This window comes from Rhodococcus sp. NPDC003348, from assembly GCF_053589375.1.
This window is the reverse complement of sequence record NZ_JBSFRT010000055.1, coordinates 1-19407: the sequence shown is the minus strand read 5'-3', so window position 1 is coordinate 19407 and position 19407 is coordinate 1. Positions and strand designations below refer to the sequence as shown.

The 19407-nt window shown below is 69.9% G+C and carries 9 protein-coding genes; 3 read left to right on the top strand and 6 right to left on the bottom strand.

The window, feature by feature from the left end:
- Positions 1 to 42: 42 nt before the first annotated feature.
- The 3 genes from ACWDU4_RS25525 to ACWDU4_RS25515 all read left to right on the top strand — a co-directional run bounded on the left by ACWDU4_RS25525 (position 43) and on the right by ACWDU4_RS25515 (position 7884).
- Positions 43 to 3303, top strand: a complete 3261-nt coding sequence (locus ACWDU4_RS25525) for an arabinosyltransferase domain-containing protein (RefSeq protein ID WP_450116740.1) — start codon at positions 43 to 45, stop codon at positions 3301 to 3303.
- Between the two features lie 92 nt (positions 3304 to 3395).
- Positions 3396 to 6725, top strand: coding sequence for an arabinosyltransferase domain-containing protein (locus tag ACWDU4_RS25520; RefSeq protein WP_450116739.1), 3330 nt, complete (start codon positions 3396 to 3398; stop codon positions 6723 to 6725).
- A 178-nt stretch (positions 6726 to 6903) separates the two neighbouring features.
- Entirely contained in the window at positions 6904 to 7884 is a 981-nt protein-coding gene (locus ACWDU4_RS25515; protein ID WP_450116738.1) for a hypothetical protein, read from the top strand.
- 59 nt (positions 7885 to 7943) lie between these two features.
- Here ACWDU4_RS25515 and ACWDU4_RS25510 read toward each other — a convergent pair whose 3' ends face one another.
- From ACWDU4_RS25510 to ACWDU4_RS25485, 6 genes are all read right to left on the bottom strand, one after another.
- The gene (locus ACWDU4_RS25510) at positions 7944 to 9488 is read right to left on the bottom strand and encodes an acyl-CoA carboxylase subunit beta (RefSeq protein ID WP_450116737.1); all 1545 of its coding nucleotides are present in this window, start codon (positions 9486 to 9488) and stop codon (positions 7944 to 7946) included.
- A complete protein-coding gene (pks13, locus tag ACWDU4_RS25505) occupies positions 9489 to 14483 on the bottom strand; it encodes a polyketide synthase Pks13 (protein WP_450116759.1) in 4995 nt (1664 codons plus the stop codon).
- 68 nt (positions 14484 to 14551) lie between these two features.
- Entirely contained in the window at positions 14552 to 16438 is a 1887-nt protein-coding gene (gene fadD32 / locus ACWDU4_RS25500) for a long-chain-fatty-acid--AMP ligase FadD32 (protein ID WP_450116736.1), read from the bottom strand.
- Positions 16439 to 16609: 171 nt separating this feature from the next.
- Positions 16610 to 17602 carry an LLM class F420-dependent oxidoreductase gene (locus ACWDU4_RS25495; RefSeq protein ID WP_450116735.1) on the bottom strand — a complete coding sequence of 331 codons (993 nt, stop codon included), beginning with the start codon at positions 17600 to 17602 and terminating at the stop codon, positions 16610 to 16612.
- A 103-nt stretch (positions 17603 to 17705) separates the two neighbouring features.
- Positions 17706 to 18671 (bottom strand): cutinase family protein, encoded by a 966-nt coding sequence (locus tag ACWDU4_RS25490; RefSeq protein WP_450116734.1) that lies wholly within the window; start codon positions 18669 to 18671, stop codon positions 17706 to 17708.
- Between the two features lie 3 nt (positions 18672 to 18674).
- On the bottom strand, positions 18675 to 19220 hold the full coding sequence (locus ACWDU4_RS25485) for a DUF732 domain-containing protein (RefSeq protein WP_450116733.1): 546 nt from the start codon (positions 19218 to 19220) through the stop codon (positions 18675 to 18677).
- Positions 19221 to 19407: the final 187 nt, after the last annotated feature.

Genomic DNA, 19407 nt, shown 5'->3' with positions numbered 1-19407 from the left:
GCTCGCCGATGCACCGAAATCCATCCCATACGATCGGTCCTTGTGCCCGCCGAGTCCGACGCCCCCGCCGCCCTCACGTCCCAGCCGGTCCCCGATCATCGCGCCTCCCGCACCACGCGCCTGATCGCCGTCGTCGCCGGACTGCTCGGCTTCCTCCTCGCGGTCGCGACCCCGCTGCTTCCGGTCTCGCAGCAGGCCGCCAGCATGTCGTGGCCGCAGAACGGCACCCTCACCGGCGTCGAGGCGCCGCTCGTCGGCTACGAACCGCTGACCCTCGACATCCACATCCCCTGCCCCGTGCTCGCGGACGTGCCAGGCGACGTCGGCACCGTCGTGTCCACCGTCCCGAAGGACGCCCCCGACGCCGACGCGGCCGGGCTGGCCGTCACCGTCGGGTCGGACGCCGACCGCACCGTCTCGGTGGTCCTGCGCGGCGGCCGGCTGATCGCCGCCCCGCTCGCCGACATGACCGGCTGCACCGCCCTCGTGGTGCACTCCGACGCCGAGCTCACCACCGCGACGTTCGCCGGGCTCGAGGCCGCCGACGGCCGGGCCCCGGTCACCGCCGAACTCACCGGCGACGAGCGACCCCAGATGGTCGGCCTCTTCACCGACCTGCAGGGACCCGCGCCGGCCGGCCTCGAGGTCCGCGCCGACCTCGACTCCCGGTTCTCGTCCAGCCCGACCGCGTTCAAGGTCCTCGCGATGATCGTCGGGGTGCTCGCGACGCTGCTGTCGCTGGCCGCGTTGCACCGCCTCGACCTGACCGACGGCCGCCGCGCCCGCCGCTTCCTGCCGCGGCACTGGCTGCGGTTCACCGGCGTCGACGCCGTCGTGGTCGGCACCCTGATCGTCTGGCACTTCATCGGCGCCAACACCTCCGACGACGGCTACCTGCTGACCATGGCCCGCGCGTCCGAACACTCCGGCTACATGGCCAACTACTACCGCTGGTTCGGCGTCTCGGAGGCGCCGTTCGGCTGGTACTACGACGTCCTCGCCGCGATGGCGAAGATCGGCACGGCCAGCACCTGGATGCGGCTGCCCGCGCTGATCGCCGGGATCCTGTGCTGGATGGTGATCAGCCGCGAGGTGATCCCCCGCCTCGGTCGCGCGGTGCGGCGCAACCGGATCGCCGTGTGGACCGCCGGTCTGGTGTTCCTCTCGTTCTGGCTGCCGTTCGACAACGGCCTGCGCCCCGAACCGGTGATCGCCCTCGGCGCCCTGCTGACCTGGTGCTCGATCGAACGGGCCATAGCCACCGGCCGGATGCTGCCCGCCGCCGTCGGCGTGCTGATCGCGGCGTTCTCCCTGGCCGCCGGTCCGACCGGTGTCATCGCCGTCGCCGCGCTGATCGTCAGCCTGCGTCCGCTCGTGCAGCTCGTCGTCGCCCGCGCCCGCGTCGTCGGCGTGGCCGCGCTGCTCGCGCCGATCCTCGCGGCAGGCACCGTCGTGCTGATCGCGATCTTCGCCGACCAGACCCTCGCGGGCGTGCTCGAGGCGATCAAGGTCCGCACCGCCATCGGACCGAACGTGTCCTGGTTCGGCGAGTACCAGCGGTACGAGGCATTGCTGAACGTCTCCCCCGACGGTTCCCTCGCCCGCCGCTTCGGCGTGTTCGCCATGATCCTGTGTCTGATCGTGTGCGCGATGCTGCTGCTGCGCGGCCGCGGGCGGATCCCCGGTACCGCGGCGGGCCCGTCGCGTCGCATCCTCGGCATCGTCTTCGTCTCGCTGCTGCTGATGATGTCGACGCCGACCAAGTGGACCCACCACTTCGGCGTGTACGCCGGCCTGGCCGGGTCGATCGCCGCGGTCACCGCGGTCGGGATCGCCGCCGCCACCGCCCGCTCGCGCCGCAACCGGGCCCTGTTCGCGTCGGGCGTGCTGTTCCTGCTCGCGTTGGCGTTCACCGGCTCGAACGGCTGGTGGTACGTCTCCAGCTACGGCGTCCCGTGGTGGGACAAGGCCCCGTCGATCAGCGGCAAACCGTTCTCGACCGCGTTCCTGGCGCTGAGCGTCCTGACGTTGCTCTACGCCGGCTGGCAGCACCTGCGCGAGCCGTACCGCGGCCCGGAGGAACCGGTGCGGCCCGGGCTGCGCACCCTGATCGCGTCCCCGCTGACCGTCGCCGCGGCGTTCATCGTGCTGGTCGAGGTGCTCTCGCTGGCCAAGGCGGCGGTCGCCCAGTACCCGGCGTACTCGGTGGCCCGCTCCAACCTCGACACCCTCACGGGCGACACCTGCGCGCTCGCGAACGACGTGCTGATCGAACCCGACGCCAACGCGGGCATGCTGACCCCGCTCACCCCCGGCCCCGACCCGCTCGGCGGCGGCGAGAACACCGGGTTCACCCCCAACGGGGTGCCCGTCGACCTGACCGCTGACGAGGAGAACAAGGCGGTCGGCGGCGCCAACACCCTCGACACCGCTTCCACCACCACCGACACCGGCACCTCGGCCGGGACCGGCGGCGGCACCGGGACCACGGGCGTCAACGGCAGTTCGGTCGCATTGCCGTTCGGCCTGGACCCCGCCACCACCCCGGTCCTCGGCAGTTCCGGCAGCGACCAGCCCGCCCACCTGACCAGCGGCTGGTACGCACTGCCTGCCCGCAGCGCGGACGCTCCCCTGCTGGTGGTCACCGCGGCCGGACGGATCCGGTACGTCGACCCCGACGGCATCGTCACCTACGGCCAGGACCTCCGCGTCGAGTACGGCACCCGCACCGCCGGCGGCGACGTCGAGGTGGGCGGCGCGATCGCCCCGATCGACATCGGCCCGTCCCCCTCGTGGCGGAACCTGCGGGTGCCGATGGACCTGATTCCCGCCGACGCCGACGCGGTCCGCCTCGTCGCCGACGACCACGACCTCACCCCGAAACAGTGGCTGGCGGTCACCCCGCCGCGGGTCCCGCAGACCCGGACCCTCCAGGACGTCGTCGGCTCACAGGCCCCGGTGCTGCTTGACTGGTCCGTCGGCCTGTCCTTCCCGTGCCAGCGCCCGTTCGACCACCGGTACGGCGTCGCCGAGGTGCCCGAGTTCCGGATCCTGCCCGACCGGGTCGGCGCCGACTCCACCAACGCCTGGCAGGACAAGGTCGGCGGCGGCCCGCTCGGCTGGGTGAACCTGCTGCTGGCCGCGCAGACCATGCCCAGCTACCTGAACCACGATTGGGCCAGGGACTGGGGCTCGCTCGAGCGGTACACGCCGCTGGACCCGTCCGCGACCACAGCCACCGTCGACACCGAGACGGTGACGCGGTCCGGGCTGTGGTCGCCGGGCCCGATCGCCGCCCGATAGGCCCACAGATTCCGTAATGTCACATCGGCGATCTTGGTGACCCCCGATGTGACATTACGGAACCCGGCAAAAGTCGCATTGTCGATGCTGTGATGGCGACTCAGGTTGCTGTCATACCATCGACAACCGTGTCCGACGCTCTGACAGCCACCGCGCCCGCGCCCGCGCCAGCACCTTCGCCCGATCCGCGAACCCAGTACCGGACCGCCCGGCTGATCGCGATCGTCGCGGGTCTGCTCGGGTTCGTGTTCGCCGTGGCGACCCCGTTCCTGCCGGTCAAGCAGACCGCGGCCACGCTGAACTGGCCGCAGGACGGCACCATCGGCAGCGTCGACGCACCTTTGATGGCGCAGGTCCCGATCGACCTGACCGCCTCGATCCCGTGCCGCCTGGTCGGGGACCTCCCCACCTCCGGTGGCCTGCTGCTCGGCACCGCCCCGCCCGACGGGACCGGCGCCCCGCTGAATGCCCTGCTGGTGCGGGTGACCGCATCCAGCGTCGACGTCGTCAACCGCAACGCCGTGGTCGCGTCCGCGCCACGCGACGCCGTCGAAGCCGGAAACTGCTCGGCGATCACCATCGTCTCCGACATCACCGGCACCACCGCGACCTTCGACGGCCTGACCGTGGACGGGCAGCCCGTCACCGGCACCATCACCGGGGACGAGCGCCCGCAGATCGTCGGCGTGTTCACCGACCTGCAGGATGACGCCACCGCGAACCTGTCGCTGACGGCGAACATCGACTCCCGCTTCTCGTCCAGCCCGACCGTGCTGAAGCTGATGACGATGGTGCTGGCAGCGCTCCTGACCATCGTTTCGCTCGTCGCACTGCACCGCCTGGACGGCATCGACGGACGACGCGCCCGGCGCTTCTTCCCGCCGCACTGGTGGCGGGTGCGTCCCCTCGACGGCGTCGTCGTCGGCACCCTGCTGGTGTGGCACTTCGTCGGCGCCAACACCTCCGACGACGGTTACCTGCTCAGCATGGCCCGGGTGTCCGAGCACTCCGGATACATGGCCAACTACTTCCGTTGGTTCGGCGTCCCCGAGGCGCCGTTCGGGTGGTACTACGACGTGCTCGCCGCGATGGCGAAGGTCTCCACCGCCAGCCCCTGGATGCGGCTGCCCGCGCTGATCGCAGGCATCCTGTGCTGGCTGGTCATCAGCCGCGAGGTGATCCCCCGCCTCGGTCGCGCCGTCCGCCTCAACCAGGCCGCGGTGTGGACCGGCGGGCTGGTGTTCCTCGCCTTCTGGCTGCCCTACAACAACGGCCTGCGCCCCGAGCCGATCGTCGCGCTCGGCGCCCTGCTGACCTGGTGCTCCGTCGAACGCGCCATCGCCACCGGTCGCCTGCTGCCCGCCGCGGTCGCGGTCATCATCGCCGCGTTCTCGCTCGGCGCCGCCCCCACCGGCCTGATGTGTGTCGCCGCACTGCTCGCCGGCGCCCGCCCGATGATCCGCATCCTCGTCCGCAGGCACCGCCGCGTGGGCACCTGGCCGCTGGTCGCCCCGCTCCTCGCCTCCGGCGCGATCGTGTTGATCGCGGTCTTCGCCGACCAGACCTACGCCGCGGTCCGGGAAGCCACCCGGGTGCGCACCCTGATCGGTCCGAACCTGCACTGGTACGAGGAGTTCCTCCGCTACTACTACCTGTTCGTGCAGACCGTCGACGGATCCGTCGCCCGCCGGTTCGCGTTCCTGGTGATGGTGCTGTGCCTGTTCACCACCCTGTTCGTGCTGCTGCGCCGGAAGCGGGTGCCCGGCGCCGCAGTCGGGCCGTCGTGGCGACTGCTCGGCATCGTGTTCGGCACCGTCTTCTTCATGATGTTCAACCCCACCAAGTGGACCCACCACTTCGGGGCGTACGCCGGCATCGCCGGATCCCTCGGCGCACTGACCGCGGTCGCGGTGTCGGCGACGGCGCTGCGGTCGCGGCGCAACCGCACCATGTTCGCGGCCGGTCTGCTACTGGTGCTGGCGTTCTCGTTCTCCGGCATCAACGGCTGGTGGTACGTCTCCAGCTACGGCATCCCGTGGTTCGACAAGACCATCTCCCTCGCCGGGTTCCAGGTCAACACGGCCCTGCTCGCGCTGTTCCTGCTGACCGTGGTCCTCGTCGCCTGGCAGTACTTCCGTGAGGACTTCATCGGCAAGGAGGTCCAGGCCTCCGGTACCCGCGGCAGGCGCATCAAGGCGCTCGCCGCGATGCCGCTGACCGTCGTCGCCGCCCTGATGGTGCTCTTCGAGGTGCTCTCGCTGGTCAAGGGCGCCGTCGCGCAGTACCCGGCGTACTCGCTGGCCCGGTCGAACATCGACGCCGTCACCGGCTCCCCCTGCGGTCTCGCCGACGACGTGCTCACCGAGGCCGACGCGAACGCAGGGCGCCTGCAGCCGATCGCCGACCCCGAGAACCCCGTCGCCGACCCGCTCGGCGGCGTGAACCCCACCGGATTCGGACCGAACGGGGTGCCCTCCGACCTGTCCGCCGACTACACCGAGGTCAAGCCGGGGCAGGCCAACACCGACAACCAGTCGGTCGGCGCGACGTTCGTCAACGGCGCCGGCGCAGGCACCGAGGGCGGCACCGGGGCGCGGGGCGTCAACGGTTCGACGGTGAAGCTGCCGTTCGGCCTCGACCCCGCCTCCACACCGGTGCTCGGCAGCTACCAGTCCGGGGTGCAGGAGCCCGCGCTGCTGACGTCGAGCTGGTACGCGCTGCCCGCACGCAGCGAGGACGCCCCGCTGGTGGTCGTCTCCGCCGCAGGCCGAATCTGGTCCGAGAGCAAGGACGGCGAAGTCACCTACGGCCAGTCGCTGCGCCTCGAGTACGGGCACCGCGAGGCCGACGGGTCGGTCACCGTCCTCGGCAACTACCTGCCCAAGGACATCGGTCCCGCCCCGTCGTGGCGGAACCTGCGGATCCCGCTGGACGAGCTGCCCGCCGAGACCGACGCCGTCCGGATCCTCGCCAACGACCCCATCCTCTCCGGAGACCAGTGGTTGGCGTTCACCCCGCCGCGCGTACCGAAGCTGCAGACCCTGAACACCTACATCGGGTCCGAGCAGCCGGTGCTGCTGGACTGGGCGGTCGGGCTGCAGTTCCCGTGCCAGCGTCCGTTCGACCACCAGTACGGCGTCGCCGAGGTGCCGAACTTCCGCATCCTGCCGGACCGTCCGCTGGCCGTCAGCTCCACCGACACCTGGCAGTCCGCGGAGAACGGCGGCCCGCTCGGCTGGACCGAGATGCTCGCCGAGGCCTCCACCGTCCCCACCTACCTGAAGGACGACTGGGGCCGCGACTGGGGCGCGCTGGAGCGGTACACCCCGTACTTCCCCGACGCCACCGCCGCCACCATCGACACCACCGAGGTGACCCGCTCCGGCTTCTGGAACCCGGGCATGATGCGCGTCTACAAGTAGCCGTCAGCCGCCTCCCCACCGTGGTGGGCGCAATGTCACATCGTGCTCACCGAGCGCACATAATGTGACATTGCGCCAGCCACGTAGTCGGCCCTGCACCTGTGGATGAATCTGTGGATCATCCACAGTTCGTCGATGAGGGCCGTTCCGCGACGGCCGTTGCCCGCATCCTCGAAGGGTGAAACGCGGACAGTGGGCCGATGACCTGCAGGTGATCTGGAATGCCTCTCAGGACGGCGTAATTCGCGCCCGGACGCTCGAGACGCTCGGTGTACCCAGGTCCACGATCACGCGCCGCAGCGCAGCGTCCGGACCGTGGCAGCGGATCCTGCCGGGCGTCGTCCTACTCCACAACGGGGCGCCGACAACACAGCAGCGACGGCTCGCCGCACAGGTCTACGGCGGATCCGAATGTGTGCTCTCGGCGCACACCGGCCTCGACTTGCACGGGTTCACCGGATTCGGTTCCCACAACGATGTACTCCTGCTGCTTCCCGCGACCACACATTGCAAGGACGTCGGCTACGTGAGAGTCGAGCGCACTTGGTACTTTCCCGATTCCGTGCACCGGGGCCGATTCCGGGTGGCGCCGATCGCGCGGTGTGCCATGGACGCCGCACGCCGAACGCCGAACCCGACTGCCTGCCGCACACTGCTGACCACGGTGGTCCAACGTGGCGATGTCAGCGTCCACGACCTCGCACGCGAGCTGGAGCATTGCGCGAACCGCGGCAGTGGCGTCCCGCGTGCGGTCGTCCGCGAGCTGGCGGGCGACGCACACTCGGTGGCGGAGATCGAGGCCCAGAAGCTGTACGCCGGAACCGGGCTCCCCCCGATGCTGCACAACGTCGACGTCATCGACGGGGCCGGCGAATGGATCGCACGCCCCGACAGCTGGATCGACGAGGTCGCACTGGCCTGGGAGATCGACTCACTTGCCCATCACCTGTCACCGGCACTGCACGAACAGACGATGCGTCGCCGCGCCCGGATGGAGCGACACGGGATCGTTGTCGTCGCGCATCTGCCTCGACAGCTGCGGACCGAACCTCGGACGGTGGTTGCCGACTTGGAGGCCGCGTACCGGCGGGCGCGCGCCCGTCCCCGCCCTGACGTAATCGCCGTCCCGGCTGGCGCAATGTCACAGCGTGCGCACTGAACGCGCACGATGTGACATTGCGCCCACGCTGGGAGGCCGACGTTCAGGACGCCGACGACTCAGAACGGGAGCAGATGGTGCTTGCGGGGGTTCTGGTAAACCGTCTTGTCGCGGAGCAGGGTCAGGGCCTTGCGGATCTCGAGGCGGGTGGTCGACGGGTCGATGACGGCGTCGATGTAGCCGCGCTCGGCCGCGATGTACGGCGTCGCGACGTGCTCGTTGTAGAAGTTCACCAACTGCTGGCGCACGGCCGCCGCGTTGTCGCCCGCGGCCTCGATCTGCCTGCGGCCGATGATGTTCACGGCACCCTCGGCGCCCATGACCGCGATGCGAGCGGTCGGCCAGGCGAAGTTGACGTCGGCGCCGAGCTGCTTGGAGCCCATCACCGCGTAGCCGCCACCGTACGACTTGCGCACCACGACAGTGACCTTCGGGACCGTCGCCTCGACGTAGGCGAACAGGAACCGGCCGCCGCGCTTGATGACGCCGATCTTCTCCTGCTCGACACCGACCAGGAAGCCGGGGGTGTCGACGACGAACACCAGCGGGATGTTGTAGGCGTCGCAGACCCGCACGAAGTGCGCGGCCTTGTCGGACGCGGCGGCATCGAGGGCGCCGGACAGGTACATCGGCTGGTTCGCGACGACACCGACCGGACGTCCGTCGACGCGGGCGAACCCGGTGATGACGTTCTGCGCCATCTGACTGCGGACCTCGTGGAAGTCGCCGTCGTCGAAGATCTTCAGCAGGATGTCGTGCATGTCGTAGCCGGCGTTGTCGGCGTCGGGCATGAACGTGTCCAGCTCGATGTCGTCCGGGGTGATCTCCGGTTCCAGGCCCGGGTTGATGATCGGCGGCTGCTCGGTGCAGCTCGACGGCATGTAGCTCAGGTACTTGCGGGCCCACTCGAAGGCGGCCTTCTCGTCGGGCGCGACATGGTGAATGTTGCCGTACTCCACCTGGTTCCGCGCGCCGCCCAGTTCGTCGAGGCTGACGTCCTCGCCGGTGACGGACTTGATGACGTCCGGTCCGGTGACGAACATGTACGACTCTTCGGTGGCGATCACGACGTCGGTGTTGATCGGCGCGTAGACGGCGCCGCCCGCGCACTTCCCGAGGATGATCGAGATCTGCGGGCACAGGCCCGACAACGGCTCCTGGCGTCGACCCATCTCGGCGTACCAGGCCAGTGACGTCACCGCGTCCTGGATGCGCGCGCCGGCGGACTCGTTGATACCGACGACGGGGCAGCCGATCTTGACGGCAAAGTCGTTGACGGCGGCGACCTTACGGCCGAAGATCTCGCCCGCGGCGCCACCGAAGACGGTCTGGTCGTGCGCGAACACCGCGACCGGGCGGCCGTCGACGAGGCCGTGTCCGGTGACGACGCCGTCGCCGTACGGGTTGGCCGGGTCGCCGGGTTGGCGGGCCAGCTGCCCCAACTCGATGAACGTTCCCGGATCGAGCAGCATGTCGATGCGCTCGCGCGGTGTCGGCAGACCCTTCGCCTTGCGCTTCTCGATGGCCCTCGGATTGCCCGGCGCCTTCGAGAGCTCGAGCTTCTCGTGCAGTTCGGCCAGCTTCTCCGCGGTGGTGGTGCTCACTCAGTTACTCCGGTTCTCGGCCTCGATGGCGGCCAGCTTCTTGGTCAGGTCCGCCCCCACCTTCGCGATGTACGGTTCGTCGACGATCTGGATGTGGTCACCGCCGACGTGGATGACTTCCAGGTTCTTGACGGCGTCTCCCCAGCCGCCGTCGGGTGTACGCGTCCTGAACGCGGGTTCGAGCGCGATCGCGTCGTCGTGGTACTTGTCGGCCATGTACAGCACGACGTCGCCGCCGTAGGAGTCGATCTTCGCGGTCTGGAGCGCCCGGTTGTCCAGCCACGACGTGCGCTGGTGCTCGATGATGCCGCCGGGGATCTTCGCGCCGCTGACCTTGAGCAGATCCATCAGGATCTTGATCTGCTCCTCGTCGGTCTCGGCGGCGGCGAGCTTGTCGTACGGCAGCGGCGCGTCGATGTTGTACGTCTTCTTCGCGAACGCGGCGTACCGCTGCCAGCGCTTCTTGATCTCCTCGGGCGTGTCCTCGACCTGCTCGCCGGCCATCACCGTGTCGATCAGGCCGACGACCCGCACGTCCTTGCCCTCGTCACGCAGCAGCCTGGCCACCGCGTAGGACAGGACGCCGCCGAGCGACCAGCCGTACAGCACGTACGGTCCGTCACCCTGGATCTCCTTGATCAGCGGCAGGTACTCGCGGGCGCGCACCTCGATCGGGCCCTCTGTGCGTTCGAAGCCGTACATCGGGGTGCCCTCGGGCAGCCGCTTCAGGAGCGGTTCGTACGCGACGGTGGAGCCGCCGGCCGGGTGGAACACGAAAACCGGTACGGCGGAGGACCCTTCGGGACGGGCCCGCAGGACGCGCACCAGGCCCTCGATCTTGCCCTCGTCCTCGAGGTGCGGTCGCACCTTCTCGGCGAGCTGCTCGATGGTCTCGCAGTCGAGCACGTCGTCGAAGCTGACCTCGCCGCCCGCTCGCTCGGTCAGGCGGGCCGAGAGCTTCTCCGCGGTGTCGTCGTCGAGCACCGGGAGGATGTTGAAGATGCCCTTCGCGGACTTGCCGGTCACGACCGCCCAGGTGGCGAACGTCAGACGCTCGGCGGCGTCGCGCGGCGGGACGTTGACGTCCTCGTCGGACGCGTCGCCGACGGCCGGGGCGGCGACGGCGGCGCCGTCCGGTGTTTCAGTGGCGAGGATCTCCTCGGCCTCCGCAACCGGGCTGGTGGTCTCGTCGTCGAGCGCGGAATCGAGTGCGGCGGTGGCTTCCTCGGCCTCGGCCGCTTCCTTCTCGGCACGCTGCTGCGCGGCGAGCGCCTCGACCTCCTCGCGGTTCTCGATCGCGTAGCGGAGGTACTTCTCCACCTCACGCAAGTTCGCGTCCTTCACCGCCGTGAGCTGCAGCTGCGGGATGTCGAACTCGTACTCGACCCGGTTCTTGATCCGCACCGCCATCAGCGAGTCGAGTCCCAGCTCGATGAGCGGGATCTCGGCGGGCAGGTCCTCGACCGCGTAGCCCATCGACTCGGCGACGATCAGCGCCAGCCGATCCTCGAGGGTCTGGCTGCCGTTGGGATCCCACTTGTCGCCGAAGGATTCGACGATCTCGGGCAGTTCCTCCATCGGTGAGCCGGCCCGCTCTGCCGGCGCCGCGACGACCGGTTCGGGCAGTGCCTCGCCGGAGCTGACGACCGCGTCGAGCAGCAGGGCGAAGTCCGCGCCGTTCTTGGCGTGCACCTGCAGCGCACCGCCACCGGGGTGCGGCGCGAGCGTCGTGGTCAGGGTACCGGTGGTCGGCCGCTCCGCCCGCTCGATGACGGCGGTCAGCGTGACGTCCGAAAGCACCTGCGCGGCAGCGGAAGTGACGAGCGCGGTCAGGTCGGTGACGGCGGAGGCCGGCACCTCCCACACGTGCCTGCCGTCGGGCAGCGAGACGTGTGCACCCGGCGGGCGCCCCGAGCCGGACGCACTGACCTGCACGTCGAGCCAGTGCTCCTTGCGCAGGAACGCGGTCCGCGGCGGGTTCGCGTAGCCGCCCGCAGGCAGCAGCGACGGCAGATCGACCGGCTGACCGTGCACGTACAGCTGTGCCAGCGCGGTGAGGACGCCGACCTCCTCGTCCTCCTTGCGCTTGAGCGTGGGGATCAGCTGGGCGTCGTGCACCCCGGCGTCGAAGACCGTGGCGGCCACCGACATCAGCGTCGCCGGGTTCGGCGCCAGCTCCACGAACGTGGTGTGCCCGGCGTCGACGGCCATCCGCACGGCGTTGGTGAAGTACACGCTGTGCCGCATGCCCTTCGTCCAGTACTCGACCGGGTGGAGCGGGGCGTGGCCGGCGCGGTAGAAGGTCTCCTTGTCGACCGACGAGTACAGCCCGACCGTCAGCGGATGCGGTTCGATACCGGCCAGTTCCGCGGCCAGTTCGCCGAGGATCGGGTCGACCTGCGAGGTGTGGCTGGCACCCTTCGTCTGCAGGATCCGGCCCATCTTCTCCTCGGCCTCGGCACGGGCGACGATCGCCTCGACCTCGGGCTGGGGACCGCCGATGACGGTGTGGGTCGGCGCCGCGTACACGCAGACCTCGAGGTGCGGGAAGTCGCCGAGGACTGCCTCGATTTCGGCAGCGCTGTACTCGACGAGCGCCATCAGCCGGATGTCGTCGCCGGACAGCGTCGCCTCGGCCTCACCCATCAGGCGGGAGCGGGCGGTGATGACGCGGACGGCGTCCTCGAGCGAGAGTCCGCCGGTGACGTACGCGGCCGCGGCCTCGCCCATCGAGTGGCCGACGGCGGCCTCCGGCTGGGCGCCGTGGTGGCGCAGCAGTGCGGCGAGGCCGATCTGAATCGCGAAGATGCCGACCTGCGAGGTCTCGACGTCGTAGTCGATCGAGTCGTCGAGGAACTTCTCGGCCATCTTGTAGCCGGTCTCGAACTCGATCAGCTCGTCGACCTGGTCGATCGCGGCCCGGAACACCGGGTTGTTGGTGTAGAGCTGCTTGGCCATCTTGCGGTGCTGCGACCCGAAGCCGGAGAACACCCACACGGGGCCCTTCGTGGCCGGGGCGTCCGCGGAGAAGATGCCGGGGCCCGGCTTGCCCGCGGCGACGGCACGCAGCCCGGAGATCGCCTCGGCGTGGGTGCGGGCCAGCACGACGGCGCGGGAGCGGCCGTGGTTGCGCTTGGCCAGGGTGCGGGCCAGGTCGTCGAGCGGGGTGGTGCTGCCGATCTCGGTCTCGAGCCAGTCCGCGAGGTCGGATGCGGCGCGGCGCCGCCGCGACGGCATCGACGCGGACACGGGCAGCAGCACGGGCAGCGGCTCGTCGCGCTGCGGCTGCGGCGTGGGGAGCGGCTCGACGCCCATCGACTCGGCGGCGTCGGCCAGCACGGCCTCGGCTTCGGCCTCGACGTCGAGCAGCTCCGCTGCCTGTGCGTTTTCACCCGCATCGGGGTCCAGATCACTCGCGGGCGCGTACTCGCGCACCACGACGTGGGCGTTGGTGCCGCCGAAGCCGAAGCCGGACACGCCTGCGATGGCGTGACCGGTGTAGCGCGGCCAGTCGGTGGCCTCGGGGATCACCCGCAGGTGGGTGCCGTCGAAGTCGATGTAGGGGTTGGGTCCGGCGTAGTTCAGCGACGGAGGGAGCTTGTCCTCCTGCATCGCCAGCACGACCTTGATCAGGCCGGCGGCACCGGCCGCGGACTCGAGGTGACCGAAGTTCGTCTTCGCCGAGCCGAGCAGCGCCGGCTTGTCGGCGTCGCGGCCGCGGCCCACGACGCGGCCGAGGGCGTCGGCCTCGATCGGGTCGCCGAGGATGGTGCCGGTGCCGTGTGCCTCGATGTAGTCGACGCCGGACGGCGCGATGCCGGCGTCGCGGTAGGCGCTGCGCAGCACGTCGGCCTGCGCGTCGGGGTTCGGCGCGGCCAGGCCGTTGGAGCGGCCGTCCTGGTTGACGGCGGAACCGGCGATCACGGCCAGGATGGTGTCGCCGTCGCGTTCGGCGTCCTCGAGGCGCTTGAGGACGACCAGTCCGCCGCCCTCGGCGCGGACGATGCCGTTCGCGTCGGAGGAGAACGCCTTGATCCTGCCGTCCTCGGTGAGCACACCGGTCTCGTCGAAACCGAGGGTGGCGGCGGGGGCGACCAGCATGTTGACGCCACCGGCCAGTGCGATGTCCGATTCGCCGGTGCGCAGCGACCGGACGGCCTGGTGCACGGCCACCAGCGACGACGAGCAGGCGGTGTCCATGGCGACGGACGGGCCGCGGAAGTCGTAGAAGTACGACACCCGGTTGGCCACGATCGACGTCGAGGTCCCGGTCAGCGCGTACGGGTGGGCGTTGACCGGGTCGCTCACGGCGAGCAGCTGGTAGTCGTTGGTCGAGGAGCCGATGAACACACCGACCTGCTCGCCCTTGAGCTCGTTGGCCGGGATGTGGGCGTGTTCGAGCGCCTCCCACGTCAGTTCCAGCGCGAGCCGCTGCTGGGGGTCGACGTTCTTGACCTCGAGCGGCGACATCGCGAAGAACTCCGCGTCGAAGCCCTTCACGTCGTCGAGGTAGCCGCCCTTGGTGTTGGCCTTCGCGATCGCGTCCGCGATCTGCGGGTCGGCCGTGAACTCGGACCAGCGGCCCTCGGGCAGATCGGTGACCGCATTGCGGCCCTCGATCAGCAGCTGCCACATCTCGTCGGGGGTGTGGCCGGTTCCGGGGAACCGGGAGGCCAGGCCGACGATCGCGACGTCGTGCGACTGCGAGGTGTCGCGCTGCGCGTAGTACCCGGCCTCGTCGACGCCCTCCGGCGCGTCCGGCTCGCCCTCGATGATCCGCGTGGCCAGCGACGCGATCGTCGGGTGCTGGTAGGCCACGGTGGCGGTGAGCGTGATGCCGAGCAGCTCCTCGATCTCCCCGGAGAGGGCGACCGCGTCGCGGGACGACAGGCCGAACTCCTCCATCGGGCGGTCGTCGGAAATCTGCTCGACCGGTTGCCCGGTGACCCCGGCAACCCAGTTGCGCAACCATTCGCGCAGCTGCGCGACCGTCATCTCTGTCTCAGCCATCAGTGCACCACGCTACTCGTCGTCGGAGGTCTCGTCGGGGACGCGGTCAGGACTCAGACGCTGTCCGGGAACGCGGTCTGCTGGTAGCCGCCGCGCAGGGTGCCCTCGATGTACGCAGCCTTGCAGGCGCGTCGCGCGATCTTGCCGCTGGACGTGCGCGGGATCGATCCGGCCGGGACCAGCAGCACGTCGCGGGCGGTGACGCCGTGCCGGCTGGAGATGGCACCGCGCACCGCGTCGGCCACCGGCACCGGGTCGGCCTTGCCGGCACCGGGAGCGCGCTCGGCCACCACGACGAGCTGCTCGGACGAGTCGTCCGCGTCGTAGGTCAGGCCGGCCGCGCCGAACTCGAAGACCTCCGCGGGCAGCTGGTTCGCCGGGACCGCGAACGCCGCGACGAAGCCGGGGCGCAGTGCGGTGCTCGCCTCCTGTGCGGAGTACTCGAGGTCCTGCGGGTAGTGGTTGCGGCCGTCGACGATCACCAGGTCCTTGACGCGGCCGGTGATGTACAGCTCGCCGTCGACGTAGACGCCGTAGTCGCCGGTGCGCATCCAGTTCGCGTCGGCGGGCGTGCCGTCGGCCTTGCTGCCCTCGGGCCGGCGCACGGTGAGCTTGTTGTGGAAGGTCTGCTCGGTCTCGTCGGCACGACCCCAGTAGCCGGTACCCATGTTGTTGCCGTGCAGCCAGATCTCACCGACATGCTCGTCGGGCACCTCGGCACCGGTCTCCGGGTCGACGATCGCGGCCCACTGGCTGCGTGCGACGTGTCCGCAGGAGACCTGCGGGATCGCGCCCGGCGCGTCCTGCGCGACCTGGACCATCCGGCCCTGGTTGAGCTCGTCCCGGTCGACGTGGATGACCCGGGCCTCGTCGGCCTGGTCGGTGGTCGAGACGAACAGGGTCGCCTCCGCCATGCCGTAGGACGGCTTGATCGCGGTCTTGGGCAGTCCGTACGGCGCGAACGCCTCGTTGAACTTGCGCATCGACGAGGTGGTGACCGGCTCGCTGCCGTTGATCAGGCCGATCACGTTGGACAGGTCGAGGGTCTCGCCGTTCTTCGGCAGTCCGCGCGCGGCGGCGTGCTCGAACGCGAAGTTCGGGGCGGCGGCGAAGGTGCCTGCCCCGTCCGCGACCGCGGCGAGCTCCCGGATCCACCGGTTCGGGCGCTGCACGAACGCGCGGGGGCTCATGATCGTGATGTACTTGCCGCCCAGCGCGGGCAGGATCACCGTGAGCAGGCCCATGTCGTGGAACAGCGGCAGCCAGGTGACGCCGCGGGACTCGGTGCTCAGCCCGATCGCGTCCGCCATCTGCACCGCGTTGGTGCCGACGGCGCGGTGGGTGATCTCGACACCCGCAGGGGTGCGGGTGGAACCGGACGTGTACTGCAGGTAGGCGATGTCGTCGAGGTCGGGCTTGGGATTGACCCAGGTCTCGCCGACGGTGTCCGGGATGGCGTCCACGGCGATGATCCGGGGCCGCTGCGGAGCGGGCAGGGACCGGAACAGCTGGCGGACGCCCGCGGCGGACTCCGTCGCGGTGAGGATGGCGGCGGGCTCGCAGTCGCCCAGCACCGCGTGCAGGCGGTCCGTGTGCCCGGGCTCGTCCGGGTCGAACAGCGGCACCGCGATGGTGCCGGCGTGGATGGCGGCGAAGAACGAGATGACGTAGTCGAGCCCCTGCGGGGCGAGGATGGCCACCCGGTCGCCCGGCTTGGTCACCTGCTGCAGGCGGGCGGCGACGGCGCGCAGCCGGATGCCGAACTGGGTCCAGGTGAGCTCGTGCACCTCGCCGTCGCGTTCGCGGGAGTAGTCGATGTAGCGGTATGCCAGCTCGTCGGCGTTGTCCCGAGTGTGCTGCTCGACGTAGTCGACGAGGGTGTTGCCCGGCGACAGCGTGATCTGGCCGGACTCGTCGATGTAGTCATCGAAGTTCTTCATACCTTCTCCTCCAAGGCAAGCCCCACGTGCCGAGATCGCGCACAGCTGGGCTTCAGTCCCTGCTCCCGCGAGGGATCATGCAAACAATGTCTAGTGGCAATACACAGATCGCGTTTCGACAACGATCTGCTACGCACCCCAAACCAACGGAATATTACAGACCCGGCCGGGTCATTCCCCCTTCAGCTGGGCGATGACCGGCGCGAATGCTTCCATCTGGGTCGGAAAGATGCCGACGTAGGACATCGACGTGCGGGCGCGAACAGCCCTGATCTGGTCGGCGATCTCCTCGTAGGTGCCGATCGCCAGATAGGGCGAGTTCAAGATGTCCTCCACGGTCAGCGTGACATCGGCCTCGATGTTCGGCGGGTAGCCGTTGGCGATCGCGGCCAGCGCCATCTCCGCCATCGACTCGCGGTCGTCGGTCGGCATGATGGCCGTGATCGTCCAGTTCAGCTCGATGTCGCCGAAGCGGTCACCGGCGGCCTCGCGGATACGCTCCACCCGCTCGGCGGTCGCCTCCATCGTGATCCCGGAGAGCAGCATCTTGCCCTCCTTGCTGCTGGGCGAGGCCACGGAGATGATGTCGGCGTACTTGGCGGCGAGGGCCAGCATCTTCGGGCCGCCGCCACCGACCGCGATCGGCGGGCGGGGGCCCTGACGGGGGCGCGGGCTGCCCTTCAGCCCGTCGATCCGGTAGTGCTTGCCCTCGAAGGTGCACTCCTGACCGCGCAGCAGCGTGTCCAGGATCTGCAGGCTCTCCTCGAGCTTCTCGATGCGGACGCCGGGGCGCTCGTACTCGATCCCCGCCTTGTCGAACTCGTCCTTCATCCAGCCCGCGCCGACACCGAGTTCGAGCCGGCCACCGGACAGCACGTCGATGGTCGCGGCGTCCTTCGCGAGGATGGCGGGATGCCGAAAACCGTTGGCCAGCACGGCCGTTCCGAGCCTGATCTTGTCGGTGGCGACGGCAAGGGCGCCGAGGGCCGCGATCGGACCGACCTGGTTGCCCAGGTGGTCGGGGATCATGAAGGAGTCGTATCCGAGTTCCTCGGCCTTCTGGGCCAGTTTGACGAAGCGCCGCGCCCCGCCCTCCTCGGCGTTACCCTCGCCTCCGGCTGCGAACCGGAACTTGCGCGGCGCGGGTGCGTCGGCGGAACTCATCTATCACTTCTCCTGAAAAATGGCGGTGCTGAAACGGCTGGTGGCCGGTTGGCCACTCTATCTGTTACTCATACCCCTCCCCTATTTGTGCTCAGGGATGGCCCTACTCATGAGCAGGGGTGGGCGCGGACCGCACCTTGTCGGCGGTCCAGTTTGTCATCCACTGAGTCGCCGTGGTGCCGTTTCCATCAACCACGAAGCTGTTGTACAGCGCATGCACAGGATTGTTGACGTACTCCAGGAGGCGGGACAGGCTCGCCATCCAGTTCCCCGGCTTGAACGCCTCGCCGGGCGCGTCGCAGATCCCGTCCGACGGCGCGCAGATCTGCACCGCCCGGTCGTTCAGCGCCCCGAATCCGCCCGGCCTGGCCCCGGTCATCGTGATCCCGGGCAGCTTGATCCCGGCGAGTGAGAGTTCCGCGCCCACACCGGCGACCGACGGCCCGACGCCCTGCCCAGCGGCAGGGTCGCGGCGGCCGTCGGCGATCAGGCCGACCCCGAGCACCTGGTCCGCAGGGACCGGTCCGGTGCCCGCGCCGATGCTCGCGGCGACGTCCCCGGCGATCACCGCACCCTGGGAGAACCCGGTCAGCACGTAGCTCGTCAGCGGGCACTCGGCGTGCATCGCCGCCATCACCTCGGTGGTCTTCACGGTGCCCTCGCCACGACTCTTGTTGTACGACGTCTGACCGTCCGGCGGGAGCGCGATCGGATTCGAGAACTGCGCCACGTACGGCACCGTGTACACCTGCGCGCGCTCGGCACCGAACTCGGCCTGCAGCGGCCTCGTGACGTTGAGCATCAACGAGGCCGGGTTCGCGGTCGGATTGAACGGATCGTCGGTCGCGCTGGACTCCCAGGTGCCCGGAATCGCGATCACCTGGACGTCGGGACAGCTCGCGGGCTGCGCGGAGGGCCGCTCCGGCCCCGGCGGCGTGACCGGCGGCTTCGGGACCCGGCCCGCGAGCAGGTACCAGGCCACCAGCGCGACCAACGCCACCAGCAGCAGGGTGATCAGGACGATCAGCATCCTCAGCAGGCGACTTCGGGCCTTACGTGCGGCTGACATCGGTTACTTGCAGTAGGTGGACTGCGCGGCGTCCATGTAGACACGCGCGGCCTTGGCGGCGTCCTCCTCGGACGGCGTCGCCCCGGACAACCCGGCCTCGACTCCGGCCATACCGGTCACGTACGCCAGGATCTCCTCGTCGGCGACGTTGCTCGCCTTGGCGGCGCAGATGTAGTTCGCGGTCGAGATGGCGATGTCGCCGTTGTCGGCCGGGGTCACCCCGCCCTTCTTCAACGCCTCCAGGTAGGCGCGGCCGCGGTCGTCGAGCGCGGGCGCCTCGGTGGGACCGGGGAAACCGCTCGGCACCGCCTCGGGGGTCTCCGGCGGCGCGGTCGCCGCCACCGACGGCGTCGTGTAGGCGGGCACCTCGATGCCGGTCGCCAGCGGAGGCACCGTCGGCGATCCCGATCCGGCCGCGGTGGTCAGGGTCGGTGTGCTGGACGCCGTGGAGTCGTCGCTGCCGCAGCCGGCGAGCACGCCGGCCGTGACGACGGCGAACGCGCCGACGGCCAGCGCCCGGGCGAACGGGGTACGGGAGGAAACGAGCATGTAGTCACAGTCCTATGCGGTGATCGGCGGGACGTGCCGACAGTGTTGTCGGCGAGCGCGGCCGGGAGATTCCGGGTGATCGGTATCGAGGGCACCACCGCGTCGGCGGGCAGCACGCAGTCGGTGAAGTAGAGGTCGTTGACCTCGGTGCCGTTCATCGTGTCGATGCCCTTGACCGCCATGCCCG